Raw genomic sequence first — 23,261 nt, 5'->3', positions numbered from 1 at the left:
ACACTGCAACGCGTTACTGCACTGAAAGGGACTGTCCCTTTCAGCGCTTTAAAGGAGTAAAACTATTTTTAGAAATCTTCCTGGTCTCCGTCTTCAATGACGTCACTCAGGCGGTTGGTGAATTGTTCGGCGGCATTGACTCCCATTCTTTTCAGGCGGAAGTTCATGGCAGCCACTTCGATGATGACAGCAAGATTTCGCCCGGGACGGACCGGAACTGTCAATTTCGTGATATCGGTATCGATGATGCGCATTTTTTCTTCTTCCAGACCAAGTCTGTCATACTGCTTTGTTTTATCCCAAAGCTCAAGGTTGATGCAAAGAGTGATCCTCTTGTAGCTGCGGACTGCTCCCGCTCCAAACAGCGTCATGACATTGATGATGCCGAGGCCGCGGATCTCCAGCAGATGTTCGATCAGCTCCGGGGAACTTCCGACAAGTGTATCCGTATCCTCCTGGCGAATTTCCACGCAGTCATCTGCAACAAGGCGGTGCCCTCTTTTAACAAGTTCAAGGGCAGTCTCACTTTTACCGACACCGCTTTTTCCTGTAATCATGACACCGACGCCGTAAATATCAACAAGGACACCGTGAATGGCAGTGGTGGGCGCTAACTTGCTTTCAAGATAATTCGTCAGCCGGCTGGAAAACCCTGTGGTCTTCAGCGGCGTTCTCATGACAGGTACGTCACTCCGGTTGGATGCTTCAATAAGCTCCTGCGGAATCTCCATATCACGGCTGATGATAATGCCCGGAGTAATGTCCGTGCAAAGCTGATCCATCCTTGATTTCCGCTTAGTATCATCCAGTTTTTCGAGGAAGCTCAATTCGGTTTTACCAAGAAGCTGTATTCTTTCTGCTGGATAATAATCGAAATAACCGGCCATTTCCAATCCCGGCCGTGAGATATCTGTCGTGACGATCGGGCGGTGAAGGCCTTCTTCACCGCTCACCAATTCAAGTTTAAACTTCTCAACAATATCTTTTGCGCGTACTTTTGCCAAAAAGAAGTCCTCCTTTTTTAATCCTCAACGTTTATATGTATCGAACGTTTTCCATCAGATTTATTTTTACCAGCTGCGGGTGCTTCAATCAATTTTCCGACGTGCAGCCGCTAAAAAAATTATTCTAACCCATTTTAGCACTTTTCAACGGCGCACTACCACCTTGGCAGACCTTCTTTTTAAGGAGTAGGTGTCCAATATCGACTTGAACTCCTATATAGAGATTGAAAATAAGGAGAAGAGGTGGAAAAAATGAAAATCATAATTGATGCAGGACACGGGTACAGCACACCAGGAAAGCGGAGCCCTTCTGGAATGAGGGAGTATGAATTTAACAGAGAGGCAGCTTTGGCTGCAAAAGAGACACTCCTTTCTTATGAAAATACAGAAGTGTATTTCACCCATTTGGATAAGGAGGATGTAAGTTTAAAAAGGAGAACCGACCTGGCAAACAAAATCAAAGCTGATGTGTTCATCTCCATACATGCCAATGCTTTTGGCAGCAGTTGGAACGAGGCACATGGGGTGGAGACATATGTACACCAAACGAAACCGGCTGCGGCGCTCAGTCTGGCAGCCATCATCCAGAAAAAGCTGGCAGCCAGGACAGGACTTGCAAGCAGAGGAGTTAAGGCGGCTGATTTTCATGTTCTCCGGGAAACAAAGATGACCGCCGTTCTCGTGGAATGCGGATTTATGACCAACAAAAAAGAAGCTGCTCTTCTCCAAACATCTTTATACCGCACAGTGTGTGGACAGGCCGTCGCACACGCATTGGCCGAGCACTATAAGCTCTCTAAAAAAGACAACAGGCTGTACAGGGTTCAGGCCGGGGCCTTTTCAAAAAGGGAAAATGCCGAGAGTCTTCTGAGCAGGTTGAAAGACGCCGGGTTTGATGGATTCATATCTACAAACTGACCCATGCTGCATAAAAAGATGCGCATGTTATGGCACTTCTCCAGGAGAGCCCCGTGGCTAAATCTGAATTCAGCAAAAAAAGAGCGAGAAGCAGTCGTCCTGCCTCTCACTCTTTTTTCTTTTTCATCGGTTCAATAATCACTTTTTGGATCGCGATATTGACGATGGAAAGTATGACAGCGGCCAGTAACGCCATGCCGAATCCATCCATTTCAAAGCTGTCTCCCATTATGCCGTCCGTCAGCCATAGTGTAATGGCATTAATGACGAACAGGAACAGTCCCAGTGTCAAAATGGTGGCGGGCAGTGTCAGCAGAATCAGGATCGGCCTCACCAGCACATTTAAGATTGCCAGAATGAAGCTGGCAATGACAGCCGCCCCGAAACTGGAGACTTCGAACCCATCAAAATATCCGGCAAGACTGACAAAGACCACCGCATTGATTAAAATACCGATCAGCCATCTCATCCAAGTTTTACCCCTTCTTAACTTTTAGGGAGTACAAACGCAGCGATAATATAAGCAAGACCTAACGGGAAAAATCCTGTCGGGAAAAGCAGAATGACGAAGATGATCCTCAATAGGTTTGCGCTCATGCCGGTTTTTTCAGCGATACCGCCAAGCACTCCTGCCAAGACCTTATTTGTTCGTGAACGAGCTAATGCCATTCATTATCATCCTCTCTTAAAGCTTATGTTCTGTCCTATATATCATTCTTCACTTCTGATTTTTTTATGAGAACAGAACCTGTTTTTGTGTGAGCAAAGATATGAAGCTTCTTATCTGAATCACTTTCTTTAGAAAAGTGAACATGCTTTTGTACCACTTCATTTTTTTCTTCTACTATATTTATACCCTCCATCTCGATTTTAAAACTGCCGAGATTGGACTTTGCTTCACCTTTGATGCCTATGGAATCCGGTACATAAAGGTCGATTCCGCCTGTCACAGCCTTGGCATGAAGCGTGTCTGCCCTCTCACCTCTCAGGCTGCAGACGATCGTTCCGTTCAGTGACTGAAGATCGGTCTCGACGACATCACCTTCCAAGTACACTTTTCCGTTGATGGATTCTGCTTCCACACTGTCGGAATAAATATTAGCCAAATGAATTGCGCCATTGGAAGTATCGACTTCGATCTTCTTGCTTGTCATGTCGTTCAATTCAACTTTTCCATTCCCAGACCGCACTTTAAAAGAGTCTGCCTTCAGCCTCTCGGATTTAACGGCTCCATTCAATACTTTAATCGAAACTTTCTCGTACTGAGAAGCAGGGAGATACACTTTCGTATTCACCTTCATCCACTTCAACTCTGTGGACAAGCGCAGTTTCTCATTTTCTATATAAAAATCAGTATTGGCCAGGAAAGATCTGCGTGCCTCTTCGATATCGTCAGTCCGGTACACCTTGACCTGACATTCCACTCTTACCTCATCTTGCTCCCAAGGCAGGACGTCCACCTTGCCGTTTGCTACATCGACGGCAACTTCTTTCAGTGAGCCCACTTCAGTTTCCTGAAAAACATGTGAAAGTTCTATGGATTTATTAAATTCGAAATCTAAGTCGAAATTTTTAACCTTATTCAAAGCAGACTGGAAAAAATCAATCAGCTTATCCTTGCCGTTGTTGTGAGAGTAAGTCGTTTTCTCACTTTGATGATTGGTTTTCTCTCCTGTAAACAGATTTGCAAGTTCATCGAGGAGATACGTGTCCTTCTCTTTATACGACTGTTTTTCCTTGTGAGGAGCTCCCTCTTTGTCCAATGCCTCCAGCAATGTCAGGGCTTCTTTTGTAGACAGGTGTCCTTTTTCCACCAAATCGAGAATTCGTTTGCGTTCTTCATTCATACTTCTTCACTCCTTCAAAGTTATAGCAGTACCTTTATTCCCTTATAAACATTCCAGATAACAACAATCAGTGAAATGAGCAGCGAAAAACCTATAGTTATAAAAATGAAAATCGGTATACCGCTTCCGACCGCTAAGACCCCGAGGTCAAAAAAGACGCCGGCAACCACAAGCGGCACCGCAATCAACGGGAGCAAGTGAGATAGAAAAGCAGATTTTGCATGTCTCTTTGTTTCAGGGTCATCCACCAGGAAATACACTATGACCGGAAAAATAAACCCTGCAAAGAAGATGCTGAAGTAACTAAGAGATGAAAGCAATCTGTTGGTATCCAAGGATGTCACTCCTCTCTCTGATACTACTATTTACGTTTCAGCTGCCCAAAAGTTTCACTCTTGAAACAACTTTTGTTTTTTCCCTTAACACCATCATCCCATATTCCCTTCAATTCTCCCTCCATCTTCAGGCTGATAAACGGTAAGTACCAGGATGTGTTTTGCTGTTTTATACTTTAGAGGGTTAAAGCGTTAGAAGGGACAGTTCTCTATATCAAAAAACAAGCCCTCGGTACCTAACGGGTTCTTTTTTGAAGTACATGCCTCTAATTAACTAAAGAAATGGTTGAGTGATTCGTACCCGATAACAATGTCTAATGATTTCCACTCCAGATGCGTGACTCCGCGGGGCGTGCGGTGAGCCTCCTCGGCTTTGCCTGTGGGGTCTCACCTGTCACGCTAGTCCCGCAGGAGATCACGCACCTTCCGTTCCAATCAAATCATTACTGCATTATTAATAATTAATAACTCCTCCTTCATATAAATTTGGGGATTGGAAGTGTATAGGAAATTGTGCCACAAATTTTGAAGAACAAAAAGTTCTGTCACTTGCTATCTAGGGTGCATTTTGTATTACTAATTTCACAGACTCGCCGCCAAAAACACCTTTATATTAAGAAAAAAGGAGTGTCAAATTTGACACTCCTTTTGATGTGCATTTTTTAATTTTATACTAGAAAACTGAACCCGTAACTCGATACCGACCCGAGGGCTTGTTTTTTGTTTTTATCGGCTGCTGCCGACTTCTTCTGTTTCTTTGATTCTCTTCTCCATGCGGGCTCTGTCACGTTCCAGAACCGGCTTCAGGTATTTTCCTGTATAGGATTCCGGTACTTCTGCCACTTTTTCCGGGGTTCCGGAAGCAACGATCGTTCCCCCTTTGTCCCCTCCCTCTGGACCGAGGTCAATGAGATAGTCAGAGGCTTTGATGACATCCAGGTTATGCTCAATGACAAGTACTGAATCTCCGTTTTCTACCAGGCGTTGAAGCACGACGAGCAGACGGGAAATGTCATCGACATGCAAACCGGTTGTCGGCTCGTCAAGAATATAGAGCGAACGCCCGGTTGAACGGCGGTGCAGTTCTGACGCAAGCTTAACACGCTGAGCTTCCCCTCCGGATAAGGTTGTTGCAGGCTGGCCAAGCTTAATATATCCCAGGCCAACATCCGCAATAGTCTGCAGCTTGCGGCTGATCTTCGGAATGTTTTCAAAGAATTGAAGAGCGTCTTCAATCGTCATTTCCAGTACATCGGCAATATTTTTGCCTTTGTATTTCACTTCCAGTGTTTCACGGTTATACCGCTTGCCATGACAAACTTCACAAGGCACGTACACATCTGGAAGGAAGTGCATTTCTATTTTAATGATTCCGTCTCCACGGCAGGCTTCACAGCGTCCTCCTTTTACGTTGAAGCTGAAACGGCCTTTTTTATAGCCGCGCACCTTCGCCTCATTGGTAGTCGCATAAACATCACGAATATCGTCAAACACTCCCGTATAGGTAGCTGGATTAGATCTTGGCGTCCTTCCAATAGGAGACTGGTCGATATCGATGACCTTATCAAGATGCTCGACCCCTTTGATTTGCTTATGCTCACCCGGTTTCGATTTGGCTCTATGAAGCTGCTGTGCAAGAGATTTGTGCAGGATTTCGTTGATCAGCGTACTTTTGCCAGACCCTGATACCCCTGTTACAGATGTAAAGATCCCCAAAGGAATTTTCACTTTCACATTTCTCAGGTTATTTTCCTTTGCTCCCATAATTTCAATAAAGCGGCCGTCCGGTTTTCTACGTTCCACTGGAAGCGGAATGAATTTTTTACCGCTGAGATACTGACCTGTCAGGGATTTGGAATCGTCCATGACTTCCTGCGGTGTTCCGGCAGAGACGATTTCACCGCCATGGACTCCCGCTCCAGGACCGACATCGATCAAATAATCTGCTGCAAGCATGGTATCCTCATCGTGTTCAACGACAATCAAGGTGTTTCCGATATCACGCATATTCTGCAGAGTGGAAATCAGGCGGTCGTTATCACGCTGATGAAGCCCGATGGACGGTTCATCCAGGATATACAGGACACCTGTTAAGCGCGAACCGATTTGTGTTGCAAGCCTGATACGCTGGGCTTCCCCTCCTGAAAGGGTTCCGGCGGCCCTGCTGAGCGTAAGGTAATCCAATCCTACGTTATTAAGGAAACCAAGGCGCTCACGGATTTCACGCAGAATCAATTTAGCAATCTTCATTTCTTTTTCTGACAGTTCCAACCCGGCGAAAAATCCTTCTGCTTCTTCAATGGAGAAAGCAGTCACTTCACCAATATGGAGAGAGTCTACTTTTACAGCCAGGCTTTCTGTTTTCAAACGATGACCTTTACACTTAGGGCATGGCCTTTGGCCCATATATTTTTCCATCTGCTCACGGATGTAGTCGGAACTGGTCTCTTTGTAACGGCGTTCCACGTTACTGACGACACCTTCAAATTCGATATAGTTTTCACGCACTTGTCCCCAGTCATTCTCATACCGGAAGTAAACCTCTTCGCCTTTAGAGCCGTAAAGAACCTTATCAAGCTGATGCTTTGGCAGGTCCTTCACTGGGACATCCATGTCGATGCCAAAGTGATTGCAGACTGCCTTTAACAGCTGAGGATAATACTGAGAACTTGTCGGTTCCCATGGGGCAATCGCATGTTCATTAAGCGTCTTGTCCCAGATCGGGATGATCAAGTCCTCGTCGACTTCCAGTTTGGAACCCAGCCCATCACAGCTTTGGCAGGCGCCAAAAGGACTGTTGAATGAAAACATTCTTGGTTCCAGTTCACCAATAGAAAATCCGCATATCGGACAGGCATGGTGTTCACTGAATAAAAGTTCTTCTTCACCCATGACATCAATCAAGACCCGCCCATCAGCCAGCCGCAAAGCTGTTTCAAGAGAGTCGGAAAGACGTGCCTCCACGCCTTCTTTCACCACTATCCGGTCGATGATGACCTCTATGTCATGTTTTTTATTTTTCTCAAGTTCAATATCATCACCAAGATCAAGGACTTCTCCGTTGACCCGGACCCTGACATATCCTTGTTTTTTGATATCTTCCAGCGTTTTGACATGGGTCCCTTTTCTGCCGGATACAATCGGTGCCAATACCTGGAGCTTGGTCCGCTCGTCATATTCCATGATTCTGTCAACCATTTGCTGGATCGTCTGGGAACTGATTTCGATTCCATGAATCGGGCAGATCGGCCTGCCGACACGGGCATACAGCAAACGAAGATAATCATAGATTTCCGTTACCGTCCCGACTGTTGAACGCGGGTTTCGGCTAGTTGTCTTCTGGTCAATTGAAATCGCCGGAGACAGGCCCTCTATGGCGTCTACATCAGGTTTATCCATTTGCCCAAGAAACTGCCTGGCATAAGCAGACAGTGACTCGACATACCTTCGCTGGCCTTCGGCATAAATGGTATCGAAGGCCAAGGAGGATTTCCCCGAACCCGACAAACCCGTCAACACGACAAGTTTATCCCTTGGAATGGTAATATCTATATTTTTCAGATTATGAGCTCTAGCTCCTTGTACTACAATTTGGTCTTTAGCCATTACTGGTCATCCTTCCGCTTTTAACTCTAGAACTGTGTCACGCAGCTGTGCGGCACGTTCGAAGTCCAACGCTCTCGCTGCTTCCTTCATTTCTCCTTCTAAGCTTGCAATAAGCTTTTCTCTCTCTGGTTTTGTAAGCTTTGCCGTTTTCTTCGATGTTCCTTCATACTCTGCCTGATCTTCTGCCGCATAGGTGGCACGTATAAGATTAGGAATGTTCTTCTTGATCGTCTGAGGTGTAATCCCATGCTTCTCATTATAAGCAGTTTGTATTTCACGGCGCCGGCTTGTTTCATCAAGCGCCTTTCTCATGGAATCAGTGATTTTGTCTGCATACATGATGACGTGGCCGTTGGAATTACGGGCAGCACGCCCAATGGTTTGGATAAGGGAACGCTCCGAGCGGAGGAACCCTTCTTTGTCTGCATCCAAAATCGTTACAAGTGAGACTTCTGGGATATCCAGGCCTTCCCTTAGCAGGTTGATCCCGACCAGGACATCATACTTGCCCATCCGGAGATCGCGCAGGATTTCAATCCGCTCTAGAGTTTTGATTTCCGAGTGAAGGTACTGCACTTTTATACCGATTTCTTTCAGGTAGGCTGACAAGTCTTCAGACATTTTTTTCGTCAGAGTTGTTACAAGAACCCGTTCATTCTTTTCGATCCGCTCATTGATTTCTCCAATCATGTCATCGATCTGTCCTTCAATCGGACGGACATCGATCGTCGGATCCAGCAGGCCTGTAGGGCGGATGATCTGCTGAATCATCTCAGGGCTGTGCTCTTCTTCATAAGGTCCTGGTGTCGCTGAAACATAAACAAGCTGATCCACTTTTCCTTCAAATTCTTCAAACCGCAGCGGGCGGTTATCCATGGCAGAAGGCAGCCTGAACCCATGATCAACCAATACTTTTTTCCTCGCCTGGTCACCGTTGAACATTCCCCTTATCTGCGGGAGGGTCACGTGAGACTCATCAATGACAATCATGAAGTCATCCGGGAAGTAATCCAGCAGCGTATAAGGAGTGGATCCCGCAGGACGAAGAGTCAAATGGCGGGAATAGTTCTCGATTCCTGAACAGAAGCCCATCTCCCTCATCATCTCGAGGTCATACCTTGTTCTCTGCTCAAGCCTTTGCGCTTCAAGAAGTTTATTTTCTTCTCTCATCACTTTCAGCTGTTCCTCAAGTTCCTGCTCAATATTTCCAATTGCGATCTTCATTTTTTCTTCACGGGTAACGAAGTGAGAAGCTGGGAAAATCGCGACATGATCTCGTTCTCCGATGATTTCGCCTGTCAGTGAATCTACTTCTCTGATGCGGTCAATTTCGTCTCCAAAAAATTCAATCCTCATGCAGTGCTCATCTTTTGATGCCGGGAATATTTCGACAACATCTCCGCGGACCCTGAAAGTACCACGTTTGAAGTCGATGTCATTCCTCGCGTATTGAACATCGACCAGCTTTCGTAACAGCTGATTGCGTTCGATTTCCATCCCTACTCTTAATGAGACGACAAGATTCCTGTATTCCTCAGGAGAACCCAGGCCGTATATACAGGAAACACTGGCAATGACAATGACATCCTTCCTTTCGAATAAAGAAGAGGTTGCCGAATGCCGGAGTTTATCAATTTCATCATTGATGCTGGCATCTTTTTCAATAAATGTATCTGTCTGCGGAACGTAGGCTTCCGGCTGATAATAATCATAATAACTGACAAAATACTCAACCGCATTGTCAGGGAAAAACTCTTTAAATTCGCTGTACAGCTGTCCTGCCAGCGTTTTATTATGGGCAATGACCAACGTCGGCTTATTGACTTCCTTGATGACGTTGGAAACGGTAAAGGTTTTACCTGTTCCTGTCGCGCCAAGGAGGGTCTGATGCCTTTTTCCATCGCGGATCCCCTTGGTGATTTCTTTGATTGCCTCGGGCTGGTCACCCTGCGGTTCATAATGAGACTTTAACTGAAATTGATCTTTCACCATCCTGCCTCCCGTTCAACTAAACTTATATATATAAAATATACCCTGTTAACAGCTGCTCTAAAGCTTTCGTTTGAAAATAAGCACTTTTGTATGGCTGATTTCATAGGCAATGCTGCTGCCGGGTGTATTCTTAGCGGTAAATTAAACGCCTGCTGATCACATAGGATGCTTTACATTTCCGCTTTAATCATCCTCCCAAGTGTGAATAAACTTTTAGAATCGCTCTTTTCGCAAAGAATGCGGCTGGAAAAGTAATGGATTTCCGCCCCAGCCGCCCGACTCCGCGGGGCGGGCGGTGAGCCTCCTCAGCTTCGCCTGCGGGATCTCATCTGTCCCGCTAGTCCCGCAGGAGATCTGGCGTCTTCCGCTCCAATCACCTGTATACAAGAGGGAATAAGGAAAAATAGCATTCAAATGCAGCAAGCTTTTAGAAAAAGACTTTAAAAAGGACTTTCTGAATGTATTCTTAGAAGTACAATACCTGGTCACAAATTCAAGCTATCTTATTGCCGTTCGGTTGGTAAACGCATGTATTGCGTAATGATCACCCAATTTTCTGTTACTCTCATTCTACCACAGGCTATGTACAAATAACCAATAATAAGCGAACAAAAGTTCGCGTTTTTACTCTTCTGGTTTTTCAGGGGTGGATAATAAAATCCTTGGTTACCTGAATGATTTTGCTGAAAAGGAGACTCCCCTGTTTATTACTAGGCTACTTTTCTTCTCTACCCTGTAGATCAGGTTCCTTTCCCACATCTATATAGAGCTTCCCTTTGGACTTTTCTTTCGTGCTTTAAACATAAAAAGGAAATTTCCCTTTTCGCGCTCTAAAGGGTTAAAGTGACACCGCCAAATTGCTGAATTCCCTCAAGTAATGGAGATAATTTTCTCCTCCATAGTTGTACCGTTTGTTATACATCTTGGCGATCACCATATTTTGATGGGGTATGACAAGAACGGTGGGACCGGTCACTCCCAGTATTTGATAAGAACCTCCAGGTACCTTCTCACCCAGTTCACTTTGAAGGGCAGGTTCTCCTTGTACAAACCAGAAAAATCCGTTCTGCGGAAGATCCTTATTTTCATAGACAGGACTTTGAATGGTCGTGGCAAGCCTTACTACTTCTTCAGGTACAATCTGCTTTCCAGCTGCCTTCCCCATATTCATATGAAGATTTCCCCACCGCGCTAATTCTCTTGCTGATACAAAAAGGTTCTTATCCATTCCATCTTTTGTTGACCCAAGGCTTGAATCAGCTCTTTCCTCAGGCTCCACAATCACTTCGGCCAGATTTTCATGGGGTGCTGTTTCCCAGCCTGTCTCCGAAAACCCCATTGGATCAAAGACTCTTTCCTTCAGCAGCTGCGGAAAGCTTTTTTGATACAATCTATCCACCAGCTCCGTCATCATTCTAATGTTGATGCCCCTGTACGCCCAGTTTTCGCCAGGTGAAAACTCACGGAAAGGCACTCCTTCCTGTGTAGTATCCAATCCATGTGAATGGGTGAGGAGGTGCCGGATGGTTGTACTTCCAAGCAAATCTGGATCCCATTCTGGAAAATAATTCAGGGCAAAGTCATCGAGACTTCCAATCTTACCCTCATGTACGGCAAAAGCGCCTGCAAGCCCCAGGTAGCTTTTACGGGCAGAAGCGATATTAAATCTCGTATTCCTCGTGACTGGTTTCGCACCCAAATAATTAGATTGAGTGCCGCTGTAATGTTCAAGCACCGTCTGGTTATCTTTTATAATAAATAATGCAGCTCCCGAGCTGTGATTTTTTTCTTTGATATGCTCAACCCACGAAATAAGTTTTTCATACATAGGTGATCTCCCCTTTTTAGCGATACATACTTTGTTCTAGAAAGAAATCCCCACACCTTGTTAATAACTCTGTTGATAACCTGTTGATTATGTGGACTATTTGTGAATAACTTTGTCGTATTGTTAATAAGTTGTGGTTACTTTCATTTTGATTTAAAAAAATGTGAGTAACTACTTGTTATCCACATTTTTTCGATAGTTATCCACTTTTCAGATAAATAAAAAAGCTCCTGATAGAATCAGGGCTTCAGCTGTGATTTTTCGCTTTATTTCTCATTCGGTTGCTGTACCAAAAGCCTGCCGTCAGGGATGCTGCATCCACAACGATCAGGGCCCATGTGTCGGTATACCCTTTATAAACGGATGCCGCTATCAAGGCAACTGTCAGCACTAACCCGACAATATGGTTATAGGTCACCCTTGTAAATAGAACAACAAGCAGTCCTGGCAGAAAAAGGCCCAATATATATTTTGAAATCATTTCAACTCTCTCCTCAGAAAATCCATTACTTCCATTTTAACAGATTTCGATTTGGAAGAGATACTTATTCTTTCGGGGAGTTGAATCCTTCAACGATTTTTTTCGTCATTTCGCTGAGCTGCTCATGAGGAATGTTTTTTTCAGACAGCATATCAGGAAGGATGTCATTCAAGAAGTATTGCACACTGTCCATTTCATGGAATTTCAAAATCGTGGCGAGTGCTTCTTCGTAAATTTCCAGAAACAGCGGTTCAGGATTTCCTTTTTGAATTTCACCGAACGATTCATATAGTAGATCAATCTTATCGGCTACCGAGAGTATTCGCCCTTCAAGGCTCGAATCTTTGCCTTCTTTAAATCGGTCGCGGTATACATCCTGATACTCTTGAGGGAATTCCTGCTTGATAAACTTGCCGATCATTTCTTCTTCTACCTCGCTGAACAGCCTCCGCAGCTCCTCGGAGGCGTATTTAACCGGTGTTTTGATATCTCCTGTAAAAAGCTCCGCGTAATCGTGGTTCAATGCTTTTTCATATAACGCCTTCCAATTGACGGCATTTCCTTTATGCTCTTCGACCGTCCCTAAGAATTGTGCGATTTTGGTGACTTTAAATGAGTGGCTTGCAACATTATGATCCTGATATTTAAATCTTCCCGGACAGCGGACAAGCTTTTCCACGTCTGAGAGACTTTTAAAATAATGATGAATCCCCATAAAATCCTCCTCCCTGTGTAACTAGTCTCTATTTTGATTATTCATTATACCCCTTTTCATTCCCTGTTCAACATTTTTTTAACATAGTAAAAGACGGCTTTGTTGAAGGAATTAGAGAAAAGGGTTGGAAGCTGGTGCTTGGCTTTTTCTATAATGACGAGCTCATGCAGGGGATGCTCCTTGTACAGTTTGTATTGGTTGTTGATCCAATCTGATTTTGCTCCATAGATGAGCAGGAGCGGTACTTTCAGATCAAGGATGCGGTCCGTACAATTATAATATAACGATTGTTTGTAAAAGTGATACCAAATGCTTCGGTTCGCTTTCTCCATATGTTCATAGAGTTCCTGCTCCGCTTCAGGCGTTTTGGCGTGAGCTTTGGATAAAATCGACATCATCAGCTGCGGCCGCTCTTTAATGGTCTTCATCCCAAGGATATGCATCACCTTCAGCCGGACAGTCTGCACTTTCGGATATCCTCCCGCAAGGATGAGAAGCTCGACCTTCTCCATATACTTGTAGATAAATTCCTGGGCAACCACTCCCCCGGCCGAATAGCCGAGAAGAACACATTTCGAAATGTCCAGAAAATCGAGGATGGCTTTCACTTCCTCGACATATGTATCAATACTGACATAGTCCTCTTCATTATTGGAATCCCCATGCCCGCTGAGATCGGGAATGATTAACCGGAACTGTTCCTTTAAAGGGTTCTGATAGATGAATGATTTCCTGCCGAGCCCGGGCGGATGAATCATTACAATCGGTGTCCCTTCTCCGTAATCTTCAAAATACAGCTCCCTGTCCCCGAAGTCACAATACCCCATTCCATTCCCCTCCAATCCTTTGCAATACTCTTAGCTTTGGCAGAAGGAACTGAGAACATACAAGCTTTAGTACTATAAAGAGCTGAAGTATACCTCTCCAAGCTTCCCTCCCTATTAGTTTAAAAAAGCGCAAGAACCCTTTTAGTCCTGACAGGTAACTCTTCTTTGGAGAAAAAGGCAGTCTTTTCTAAGGGCACTGAAAAAGTCCAACAATAAGTAAAAAGGCAGAATCGCTCATTTCAGAGAGTGATTCTGCCTTTTTCACTTCAGGTCCTAAAAAGAGTTTTCATTTCAGTAGGAGTACGACGGAGTGGCCTTTATAGCGGAAGCCGTCTGCTCCTTGATTAAGTATCCAGCCAAAAAATAAGGGGAGATTTTCCCGCTAAATTGTAATTTGCAGCTCATACTGGAGTAAATAGAGGGAGTTTTTCCCCTTATATGAAAAAAATCACCTATTTTTTAGTGTTTTAATTCAAATAAGGGGAAATTTTCCCTTTATTTAAGCTGTTTTTAAGGGCTTTTAAGTAAATAAGGGGAATTTTTCCCTCTATTTATTAAAATACATTGAACCTTGCTGATAAGTGTCACTGATTACTGTTCCTTTTCCTATCTAAAATTCAGTAGATATTCAGTGTCGTCTCTTGTCTTTTGGCTCTTTTCACAAGGATTGTTGCTGTATAAGCGTTCTGGATTTCCTCTCCAATACAAAAGGATAGAGGGAGGGTAATCAGGAATAAAAGCAACAATCTATTAAGAAAGGCCTTTAGTTTATGATTTAGGAGTTTTTTGTTCCTAGGCTGGAAGGTGGCTTTTTCAGCAAGACAGGTATGGAGAAGCCGTAAGAGGTGTATTTTTAGTGAGATATGTTTGATGTTGGGGCGGCTTCGGTCGGGAGAAATGTATTTCCGACGAGATATGTACGATGTTGGGGCCGCTTCGGTCGGGAGAGATGTTTTTTCGCTGAGATATGTACGATGTTGGGGCCGCTTCGGTCGGGAAAAGACGCATTTCCGGCAAGATATGCACAAAGATGGAGCCGCTTCGGTTGGGAGAGATGTATTTCCGACGAGATATGTATGATGTTGGGACGGATTCGGTCAGGAGAGACGCATTTCCATCAAACTTGTATAAGGATGCGGTCACCTAGATCAGAGAGCAGCCTCAACCTTATAGTCCAAGCCCTTTCCAATAAGTACAAACCCGTTAGGCGCAGAGGTTATTTCTTTACCTAGCGCCACTCGGGCCTCTCAGTTATACTATTATGCTTGCGAAGTAACTGGATGCTTGAAATTGTTCGGGAGCACCAAGCCTGAAGCCGGTCTCACAAACAGCACTTCATCTCCCCGAAAAGCCTCTTTCTTTATCTGTGATGAGACGGGGACGGTGAAGTGGAAACGCACCTTTTTCACTTCTGGAGGGGCAACTCTGGCTGCGGTCTCTTGCAGATCCGCCTTTTTATTGGTGATCACATCATATATATGGAGAGTTTCTCCTTCGATGGTCATAAGGATGATCATTTCCTTCTCCGGCCAATAGTAGATGTTCTGAGGAAACACATATGTACAATAGAACATCAGCAGTTCAGCAGTATCTGTTGTGCTGAACCGATCAGCTAAAGGCATTTTACTCTTCGCCAAATGAAAGATGAATTTGATATCCTCATCACTTTGCCCATCCAGCTTTTTCAATGTAACGCTTTGTCCTTTTCCGGCAAGCTCCATGACAGGCTGCTGCTCCTCCACAGCATGAAAGCCAAATTTAGGATAGTACTCTAAAACAGTGTTGTTGGCAAAAAGGTATATCAAGTCAACATCCTTGAACTCTTCCAAAACGTTTCTCATTAAAACTCCGGATAAACCTTTACCGCGGTAATCCTTATGAGTCATAACGGTGCCGAGCTGCACAGCACTTTTCCGCTCACCCTCAATGACCAGATTAATTTTGTTCACCGAGACATTGGCGATGACCTTATCGCCGTCAGCAAGGGAGTAAGGCTCATACTTGCCGGTCCAGAACCCTCTCTCATACCACTTTTCGAAGTTGATTCCAAAAACTTGAGAAGCCAGGGAATTAAAACTCTTTCTCAAGGAAATGTTGTCTCTATAACCTTTAACAAAAGTGTATCCATTCATTGCTGCTTTCCCCAATCATAAAAAGTCAGTTAGTTTCTTATTAACTCCATGTAAGGGCCTGCCCCTTTTAGTTTGGCAGAGTTGTAAAGTCTCCTGCCTTCGCTGCTTTTCACAAACAAAACCGCAGCCAAGACTGCGGTTTTTTGTTTATTTCAGTGTAGTTGAAATAGGTGCTTTTTTTCCGCCTTTAGGTGTCAGCCACACTTCCAGGGATGTTGCGCCTTCAAAATCTTCACCCGGAGGAAGCTCAATTGTATAAGAAAGCTCTTCTCCCTGTGCCAATGTCTCTGAACCTAAAACCTGCATGAAAGCTGTAGCGCTTGAGTAGAGAAACACGGTTTCACCTGAAGAATTTTTCACCGCATAATCATATCGCTGGGAACTCGAAAATTCGAAAGTCACTTCTTTTTCCGTCTGGTTCTTTACTGTATAAACAAATTGGCCATTCTCATTTTTAGTAATGCTTGGTTCGATCTCACCTGCCACTATGCCCTGCCCCCCATCTTCTTTATTAACTTCCTCTTCTTCACTATCCTCTTTGCTATCATCTTCATCATTCTCTGATCCATTATTCACTTCTTCCACTCCTGAATCTTCTCCATGCTCAACGCTCATACCGCATGCTGCTGTCATGGAAATCATAAAGAGGAGCATCATTAATGCAAAAAAACGTTTTATCATATATATTTACACTCCTTTCTATTATAAGAAACCTTATTATTAAAGTTGACGATACCAGACGAATAAAGTTACATATTTCTCTGAAAACAGGCTGATATAAACCAAAAGCCTTATGAGAAGCATTTCTCCCATAAGGCTCTGTTTTAAATAGGCTGTTTTCGTATTAATTGTTGCTTCCGGAAAAACCCCAAGAGCTGGAATTTTCCCTAGATACTATTCTTTCTTAGTACCAGGTTATATCAGGTGAATTATGGCGATATCAACTAGCAAAAAAGTTTACGAAAAGAGCCTTTAAACAAAATGATAGCCGACTTCAGATAACCATTCACGATCTTCCTCCACAAAGATGATTCCCAATTCATGGTGATCACCTTCGTAAAGGGCTCCTTGTGCAAAGCGGATTTGTCCGTTAGTATCAATCACTTCAAGTTTACAATAGGCCCGGTTCTGCTGAAGAGCTTCGTAAAACTCCTCTTCTGTCTGTACCCGGAATCCATTCACTTTGGTAATCATTTCTCCGGAAACCAGTGACATTTTTTCAGCTGGTGAACCAGGCAGTATCGCCAAAATCATAATGCCTTGAGATTTCCTTGAGAAAAAGTAGGATTTTTCGCTGTCCTGCTTTCGCTGTCGGTAAGAAATCCATTCACGCCCGGCAATGGCTATGACCGCTCCCGCAATTGAAATATAGGGAGCATAATAGCCAGCCACGGCGACCGTCAAGACAAGAGCACCCAGCCAGAAGACACGGTTTCCTGTTTCCTTGATGCTGATTTGTGGAAGAGTGCTTCCAACCATCTGCCGAAACCCTAACAGGAACGGAAATAGAATCAGAGAGTAGGTGTTGGATCCTAATGTAAAGACGGGCCACCACCCCCAAGGCAGCTCCAATGATCCGATTGGGATAAGAAGGAACATAGGCACCACCCAAAGCTTCTTTCCTTCTTGGGCACCCACTTTAAGGCCCCGGGAGCTTTTTATCAGCCGGGGAGAAGTTTTCTTCCAGCCGCTTAGATTGATCAGTACTCCCTCAATTAAAAGAAGAGCCCCCAGCAATACGACAACAGCATTCAGCAAGCCATCATTCAGCTGCTCGAAATATGTATTGAAAAATGGCATATCAATCTTGAAATACCGCAAAGCAAGCAGCAATAAATAACCTATTCCGACAGTGAATGCCGGTGTAAGCAGCCTGGTTTGAAAGGTCAATGCCAAAAGGAATGTGACAGTACCTATCACCAATAGTCCCCCAAACGGGATGACAAGGCCGGCTCCGACAGTCAAGAGCGAAAAACAAAGCCCCAGCAGAACTCCCATCGGAAATAAAAAACGCAGCTCGTGATACATATCAAAAATCCTGGTTTTCAGTTCACGCCTTTCTCGTTTCACACGAAAAAAGCCGATGAACAAAGCGATTATAATAGAAAAGTAGAGCATCGGATTCAGAAACAGTTTTCCTGCTGCTCCCAAAACCTCCGTTAGCCAAAGCTGTACCAATGGTATTCACCATCCTCAACGTGTTACCCTTTTCTATCATTTTAACAAATAGACTCTATAAAACCTATTTAAATTTGTCTTTCTTACCCTACTAAATTTTCCAGCACTCGACATTTATAAGTTTTCCCGGGAAATATAAAGGAAATTGCAAAGAACTGGCGAAAGATAAGGTGATTGCTGTCAGGAGGAATGTCAAATGAATGTCGTAGTTTACTGGAACCATGTCGGAAGAGAGCACGGCGGATTAAAATACACGAAAGATATTCGAAAAAATAGCGAAGATGTCATTACAAAAGCCCTTTCTTTAAAAGAACAATATGCATTAAAAAATGAGAACGGCAACCGTTTCCTGGTGCTAGAAGAATCACTAATCATCGAACTTCCTCCTGGAAATTCCGCTAAAAAGTTCATCATCATCTATATGCTGGATCTTGGACTTCAGTTTTCCTACGGATTTAAAAGTTCCCATGAAGGATGGCTGATTGACATTGTCCAGTTTGAACAAAAGACTCCGGGTCTGGTCTTTGCGCATGACCTCTTGATTGATATCCGGGTGTTTGAGGACGGAAGCTATCATGTGATCGATATGGATGAGTTTCATGAGGCGTATCGATTGGGAGTCCTTTCTGGAGAGCAGGTGGAGCATAGTTTAAACGCGTTATCGCACATTCTTCATAAATTGAACCAGAAAGATTTCCCCGGAAGAACTATAGAAGAAATAAAGAGGCAGTACTATTAAAGAAACCCGGAGCTTCTATGCCTCCGGGTCCTTCTTAATTCACTCTCTTTAAATACTCCAAAGCAGCCTTCAACTGCACATCATTCTTCTCATCTTTTACAGCTTTATAAATTTCCTCCTGAAGTTTGGAGGCTGTTTCACTGTCAATTTTTCCGCTGGCTTCAAGTCCATGTTTCTGTTGAAAACTCTTTACAGCTGTTTCTGTCGAGTTATTGAAATAGCCGTCGCTGCGGGCAGGTTTATAGCCGAGGCCTTGGAGCATCTCCTGGGCATTTTTAACCTGTTCATTGTTCATTTCCCGGACGAGCGGCTTCTCGGCTTGGAGAGGATGAGCATAGAAGTAGGCAGGCTGTTTCACGTGAATGTTGGGCTCAATTCCTTTTTTATGAATCCAGTTGCCTTCAGGAGTAAGCCACTTGAACATGGTCAGCTTGATATTGCTTCCATCCCCCATTGGCACCGGCTGCTGGACTGTTCCTTTTCCAAACGTTTTTGTTCCGATCAAAGGATAGTCTCCGGCTTCTTTTAAAGCCCCTGCCAGTATTTCTGAAGCGGACGCACTTCCCTCATCCACCAGTACAGTGATCGGGTAGGACTTCTTCTCTTTGTTTTCAGAATAATACTTCAGGGTGTCGCCGTTCCGCTCTTGAACCTGTACGTATGGTTTGTCTTTCGTCACCAGTTCATCGAGCATTTCGTTGACACTGGACAGCAGGCCGCCTGGATTGCCCCGCACATCGATTACAAGCCCTGCTAGCCCGTGCTCTTCTAGTTCACTCAACTGCTTTTTAAAATCCTTAGAGGTATTTTCCGAGAATGAAGAAACTTCGATTACACCATAGTGTTTTCCGTTTTCATTCTTCACATCGGAATGGACCGTTTCAAGAGGGATCTCATCTCTTTTCACATTGACTTTCACAGGATCGGACAGTCCTTCCCTCATGATCTCCAACTCTACTTTGGAACCTTTTTCACCACGGATCTTTAAAGTAGCTTCATATAGATCGAGACCAGTAATAGTTTCACCATCCACTTTCAAGATCTGGTCGTTGGGGCGCAGACCTGCTTTTTCGGCTGGAGAATTTTTGAAAGGCGCCACGATCAGCAGCTTCCCATCCATGACGGTGACTTCCGCTCCGATACCTTGGAAAGACGATCCAAGCGAATCATTGAATTGTGAAGCGGTGCGGGCATCCATGTACACCGAATACGGATCCTCAAGTGTATCCAGCATTCCCTGGATCGCCCCTTCCACAAGCTCTCCCTTGTCCACTTCTTCCACATACTTATCTGCTATAAGATCATAGGCGACTTCCACTTTATGCAGTCTGTCACTCAATGGACCGCCTTCAATGGCAACTCCATCCTCCGTATCCCGCTCAAAGGCATCCAGCAAACTCATGCCCCCATACATTCCCCCTGCCCCTGCCAAAAGAGAGGCGGCCGTGATTATAATCAGTCCTTTCCGCTGCTCCATTATGTTCCCTCCTATAGTTAAGCTTCTCAGCATCCATCCCAATTTCCGGATAAAAAAGACACCACACAAAAAATGCTTGAAAGCGGTGCGATGTCTTTGCTATTGAAACTATATGCCAGTGAGGGACAAGTTATGAGTCTCGTTATCTAACTTTCTAAATGCTGTCTGATAAAATTTCCCCATTTTTCAAATTCGGTCAAAAAGCCATCATGGCCGAAGAGCGTATCTACTTCATAGAAGGACGAATTAGGGACAAGTCCGGCAAACTCACTGATTACAGACGGAGGGTAAATCAAGTCGCCCCTGTAGGCAAGGGAGATCAGTTCAGGCTGGAACTCTAAAACTGCCTCTCTCCATCCTCCCCGCCCCCTGCCGATATCATGGCTGTTCATTGCCTCCATCAGATACAGGTAGCTGTTGGGATCAAACCGTTTGGCCAGCTTCTCTCCCTGATATGCCAGATAGGATTCCACCTGAAATAATCCATTATCAGCCTTGCTGCGATGGAACCTTTTTTCAAAGAGTTCCGGAGAGCGGTAGGTGACCATGCCGGCCATCCTGGCGACTTTCAAACCCGATATTTCTTCAGCTCTTTCATAATGTCCATTCTGCCAATGGGGATCTGACGTAATCGCGGTTTTGCCGATCATATTGAATGCAATCCCATAATCGGAAAAATAAGGTGTGCCCGCCAGCAAGAACACTTTCCGCATAAGCGCAGGATAAAGCAGGCCCCATTCCAGAGCCTGCATTCCTCCCAGCGAACCGCCGATGACTGCTTCTAAAGAGGAAATACCCAGTACTTTCAAAGCCTTATATTGAGCATGGACGATGTCTCTGACAGTCACATCCGGAAAAGAGGTCCGGTAAGCTTCCCCTGTTTCCGGATTAAGAGATGCAGGACCAGTTGAACCGTCACAGCCTCCCAGAACATTAAATGTGACAACTAAGTACTTGCTAGTATCGATATGGGCAGAAGGGCCGATCAACCCCCTCCACCAGCCCCGATTTTCTTCCGTGCCGACACTGAGATGGCTCCCAGTCAATGCATGGCACACAAGAATGACAGGACCGTCCTTCCTTCCGCACAGTTCATAACTAAGACAGGTTTCATGCAGGGACTTGCCGTTTTCAAGCTTCAGAAATCCTGTGGGAACAGTCCCCGTTTCATAGATGTACTCATCCATCTTTTATACAGAAGCAGCGGCAGTCGTCGCTTTGGTGATCGCCTGATCGAGATCAGCCTGCAAATCTTTTACAGATTCCAGTCCAATGGACAAGCGGATCAATTCCTCTGTCACGCCCGTCGTTTTCAGGTCCTCACCGCTTAACTGCTGATGAGTGGTGGAAGCAGGATGGATGATCAGTGACTTCGCATCACCGACATTGGCCACATGCGACCACAGCGTGATATTGTCAATCAGCTTCCTGCCCGCTTCTCTTCCGCCTTTAATGCCAAAATTCACAATGGAGCCGTGGCCATGTGACAGATATTTTTCGGCAAGGGCATTCGCCTGATGATTTTCCAGCCCTGGATAGCTGACCCAGTCTACTGATGGATGATTCTCAAGATAACGAGCGATCTCCAATGCATTGCTGTTATGTTTCGGCACTCGCAAATGTAAGGTTTCCAGTCCCTGCAGCAGCAGGAAAGCGTTGTGCGGGCTTATGCAGGCACCCAGGTCTCGCAGCAGCTGGACACGCAGTTTGACTGCATAAGCCGCTTCACCGACGTCCACATAGCGAAGGCCTTTATAGCTTGGATCCGGTTCAGTGAAATCCTTAAATTTCGGGCTGTCCCAATCAAACTTTCCTCCATCCACAATCACCCCGCCGATCGCTGTTCCATGTCCGCCAATCCATTTGGTGGCCGAATGAATGACAATATCGGCTCCATACTGAATCGGCTGGCAGCCATACGGACTCGGGAATGTATTATCAATAATCAAGGGAATGCCATTTGCGTGGGCGATGTCTGCCACTTTTTCGATATCAAGCACATTCAAGCTGGGATTTCCAATCGTTTCGGCAAACACCGCTTTTGTTTTTTCTGTGATGGCGTCCTGGATACTTTCGGGATTCGTACTATCAACGAACTTCACCTTGATGCCATAGCGTGGAAGGGTGACCGCAAACAAATTATAGGTACCTCCGTAAAGCTTGGAAGAGGCGACAATTTCATCACCCGCACCCGCTAAGTTTAAAATTGCCAGCGAGATTGCCGCCATTCCCGATGACACCGCCACTGCCGTCACCCCTTTTTCAAGAAGCGCAATTCTTTTTTCAAAAACATCCACGGTCGGATTGCCGATCCTTGTGTAGATATTTCCAGGCTCACTCAAGGAAAAGAGATTCTGTGCGTGCTCCGTATCGTTGAAAACATAGGAAGTGGTCTGGTAAATCGGTACAGCACGGGACCCCGTGACAGGGTCCGGCTCCTGGCCTCCATGCAATAATAAAGTTTCCGGGTCGAATTGATGATTTGTCATAATTAGTTCCTCCTCAAATTTTTTAAAAAATTTAGCCTGACGCAAAGAGGTTTTTTTCAATATAAAAAGCCCTCTCCGCTAAGAAGAGGGCTTGAAAGATCAATGCTCCTCCTCTTATCTTCCAGACTGCACGAGCCTGTAGGATGTAGCACCTTTCCAAGCAGTACTGCCTGTTGGTTGCCGGGCTTCATCGGGCCTATTCCCTCCGCCGCTCTCGATAAGAGTATCGAATTGCTTATGAAAATATATATGTCGTATGAATTGGATTATAACTGAGTATTTTTGTAAGGTCAATAATTATTCTGAATTTTTCATTTTCTTTTCATAGGCAGGGATTATTGTTTTCCCATCCACTTGCCTTGGGTGGATACATATCTCCCCACATAATTGGCAACTTATGTACTCACTCGGCTTCTGTGGATACACATCTCTCTCCAAAAAGACTTACTCATGTATCCACTCGCCCTGGCTGGATACATATCTCACTCCAAAAACACTTACTCATGTACCCACTCGCCCTCGCTGGATACATATCTCTCTCCAAAAAGACTTACTCATGTACCCACTCGCTCCGGCTGGATACATATCTCCTCACAAAAGAGACAACTCATGTATCCACTCGCCCCGGCTGGATACATATCTCTAACCAAAAAGACTCACTCATGTATCCACTCGCCCTGGCTGGATACATAT

19 protein-coding genes and 1 riboswitch are annotated in these 23,261 nt (G+C 44.7%); of the genes, 2 read left to right on the top strand and 17 right to left on the bottom strand.

The annotated features are described in order from the left end of the window. Positions 1-68: 68 nt before the first annotated feature. A complete protein-coding gene (hprK, locus tag FZC78_RS16420) occupies positions 69-1,004 on the bottom strand; it encodes an HPr(Ser) kinase/phosphatase (protein ID WP_148941207.1) in 936 nt (311 codons plus the stop codon). 252 nt (positions 1,005-1,256) lie between these two features. On the opposite strand from hprK, the gene FZC78_RS16415 reads away from it, so the two are divergent. Then, positions 1,257-1,922, top strand: coding sequence for an N-acetylmuramoyl-L-alanine amidase (locus FZC78_RS16415; RefSeq protein ID WP_148941206.1), 666 nt, complete (start codon positions 1,257-1,259; stop codon positions 1,920-1,922). Between the two features lie 106 nt (positions 1,923-2,028). Here the strand turns inward: FZC78_RS16415 and FZC78_RS16410 are convergent, their stop codons facing one another. The 13 genes from FZC78_RS16410 to FZC78_RS16350 form a co-directional block, all read right to left on the bottom strand. Then, a complete protein-coding gene (locus tag FZC78_RS16410; RefSeq protein ID WP_148941205.1) occupies positions 2,029-2,391 on the bottom strand; it encodes a phage holin family protein in 363 nt (120 codons plus the stop codon). Between the two features lie 17 nt (positions 2,392-2,408). Next, the gene (locus FZC78_RS16405; protein WP_148941204.1) at positions 2,409-2,591 is read right to left on the bottom strand and encodes a PspC domain-containing protein; all 183 of its coding nucleotides are present in this window, start codon (positions 2,589-2,591) and stop codon (positions 2,409-2,411) included. A gap of 35 nt (positions 2,592-2,626) precedes the next feature. Continuing rightward, positions 2,627-3,769, bottom strand: a complete 1,143-nt coding sequence (locus tag FZC78_RS16400) for a DUF4097 family beta strand repeat-containing protein (protein ID WP_148941203.1) — start codon at positions 3,767-3,769, stop codon at positions 2,627-2,629. A 20-nt stretch (positions 3,770-3,789) separates the two neighbouring features. Continuing rightward, positions 3,790-4,104, bottom strand: coding sequence for a DUF4870 domain-containing protein (locus FZC78_RS16395; protein ID WP_148941202.1), 315 nt, complete (start codon positions 4,102-4,104; stop codon positions 3,790-3,792). 726 nt (positions 4,105-4,830) lie between these two features. Next, positions 4,831-7,710, bottom strand: a complete 2,880-nt coding sequence (gene uvrA / locus FZC78_RS16390; protein ID WP_148941201.1) for an excinuclease ABC subunit UvrA — start codon at positions 7,708-7,710, stop codon at positions 4,831-4,833. Between the two features lie 6 nt (positions 7,711-7,716). Then, positions 7,717-9,699, bottom strand: a complete 1,983-nt coding sequence (gene uvrB / locus FZC78_RS16385; protein WP_148941250.1) for an excinuclease ABC subunit UvrB — start codon at positions 9,697-9,699, stop codon at positions 7,717-7,719. A gap of 841 nt (positions 9,700-10,540) precedes the next feature. Next, a complete protein-coding gene (locus tag FZC78_RS16380) occupies positions 10,541-11,530 on the bottom strand; it encodes a serine hydrolase domain-containing protein (protein ID WP_148941200.1) in 990 nt (329 codons plus the stop codon). A gap of 247 nt (positions 11,531-11,777) precedes the next feature. Next, positions 11,778-12,011: a CsbA family protein gene (locus FZC78_RS16375; RefSeq protein WP_148941199.1), complete on the bottom strand. Its 234-nt coding sequence runs from the start codon at positions 12,009-12,011 to the stop codon at positions 11,778-11,780. 64 nt (positions 12,012-12,075) lie between these two features. Further along, positions 12,076-12,726, bottom strand: coding sequence for an HD domain-containing protein (locus FZC78_RS16370; protein ID WP_148941198.1), 651 nt, complete (start codon positions 12,724-12,726; stop codon positions 12,076-12,078). Between the two features lie 56 nt (positions 12,727-12,782). Then, on the bottom strand, positions 12,783-13,553 hold the full coding sequence (locus tag FZC78_RS16365; RefSeq protein ID WP_148941197.1) for an alpha/beta fold hydrolase: 771 nt from the start codon (positions 13,551-13,553) through the stop codon (positions 12,783-12,785). Between the two features lie 1,259 nt (positions 13,554-14,812). Then, the gene (locus FZC78_RS16360) at positions 14,813-15,685 is read right to left on the bottom strand and encodes a GNAT family N-acetyltransferase (protein WP_148941196.1); all 873 of its coding nucleotides are present in this window, start codon (positions 15,683-15,685) and stop codon (positions 14,813-14,815) included. A 147-nt stretch (positions 15,686-15,832) separates the two neighbouring features. Beyond that, on the bottom strand, positions 15,833-16,366 hold the full coding sequence (locus tag FZC78_RS16355; protein WP_148941195.1) for a BsuPI-related putative proteinase inhibitor: 534 nt from the start codon (positions 16,364-16,366) through the stop codon (positions 15,833-15,835). Positions 16,367-16,657: 291 nt separating this feature from the next. Beyond that, positions 16,658-17,863, bottom strand: coding sequence for a PDZ domain-containing protein (locus FZC78_RS16350; protein WP_148941194.1), 1,206 nt, complete (start codon positions 17,861-17,863; stop codon positions 16,658-16,660). Between the two features lie 196 nt (positions 17,864-18,059). Between FZC78_RS16350 and FZC78_RS16345 the strand changes: the two genes are divergently transcribed. After that, on the top strand, positions 18,060-18,602 hold the full coding sequence (locus FZC78_RS16345) for a DUF402 domain-containing protein (protein ID WP_148941193.1): 543 nt from the start codon (positions 18,060-18,062) through the stop codon (positions 18,600-18,602). A 34-nt stretch (positions 18,603-18,636) separates the two neighbouring features. Here the strand turns inward: FZC78_RS16345 and FZC78_RS16340 are convergent, their stop codons facing one another. From FZC78_RS16340 to FZC78_RS16330, 3 genes are all read right to left on the bottom strand, one after another. Continuing rightward, entirely contained in the window at positions 18,637-20,079 is a 1,443-nt protein-coding gene (locus FZC78_RS16340) for a S41 family peptidase (RefSeq protein WP_148941192.1), read from the bottom strand. Between the two features lie 146 nt (positions 20,080-20,225). Continuing rightward, positions 20,226-21,266, bottom strand: coding sequence for a homoserine O-acetyltransferase MetX (metX, locus tag FZC78_RS16335; protein ID WP_148941191.1), 1,041 nt, complete (start codon positions 21,264-21,266; stop codon positions 20,226-20,228). Positions 21,267-21,269: 3 nt separating this feature from the next. Then, positions 21,270-22,568: an O-acetylhomoserine aminocarboxypropyltransferase/cysteine synthase family protein gene (locus FZC78_RS16330; protein ID WP_148941190.1), complete on the bottom strand. Its 1,299-nt coding sequence runs from the start codon at positions 22,566-22,568 to the stop codon at positions 21,270-21,272. 111 nt (positions 22,569-22,679) lie between these two features. After that, positions 22,680-22,792, bottom strand: a riboswitch (SAM riboswitch). Between the last annotated feature and the right edge of the window lie 469 nt (positions 22,793-23,261).

The organism is Rossellomorea vietnamensis, assembly GCF_008180415.1.
GTDB classification, from domain to species: domain Bacteria; phylum Bacillota; class Bacilli; order Bacillales; family Bacillaceae_B; genus Rossellomorea; species Rossellomorea vietnamensis_C.
The sequence above is the reverse complement of the archived record's forward strand: the minus strand, read 5'-3'. Positions and strand labels throughout refer to the sequence as shown.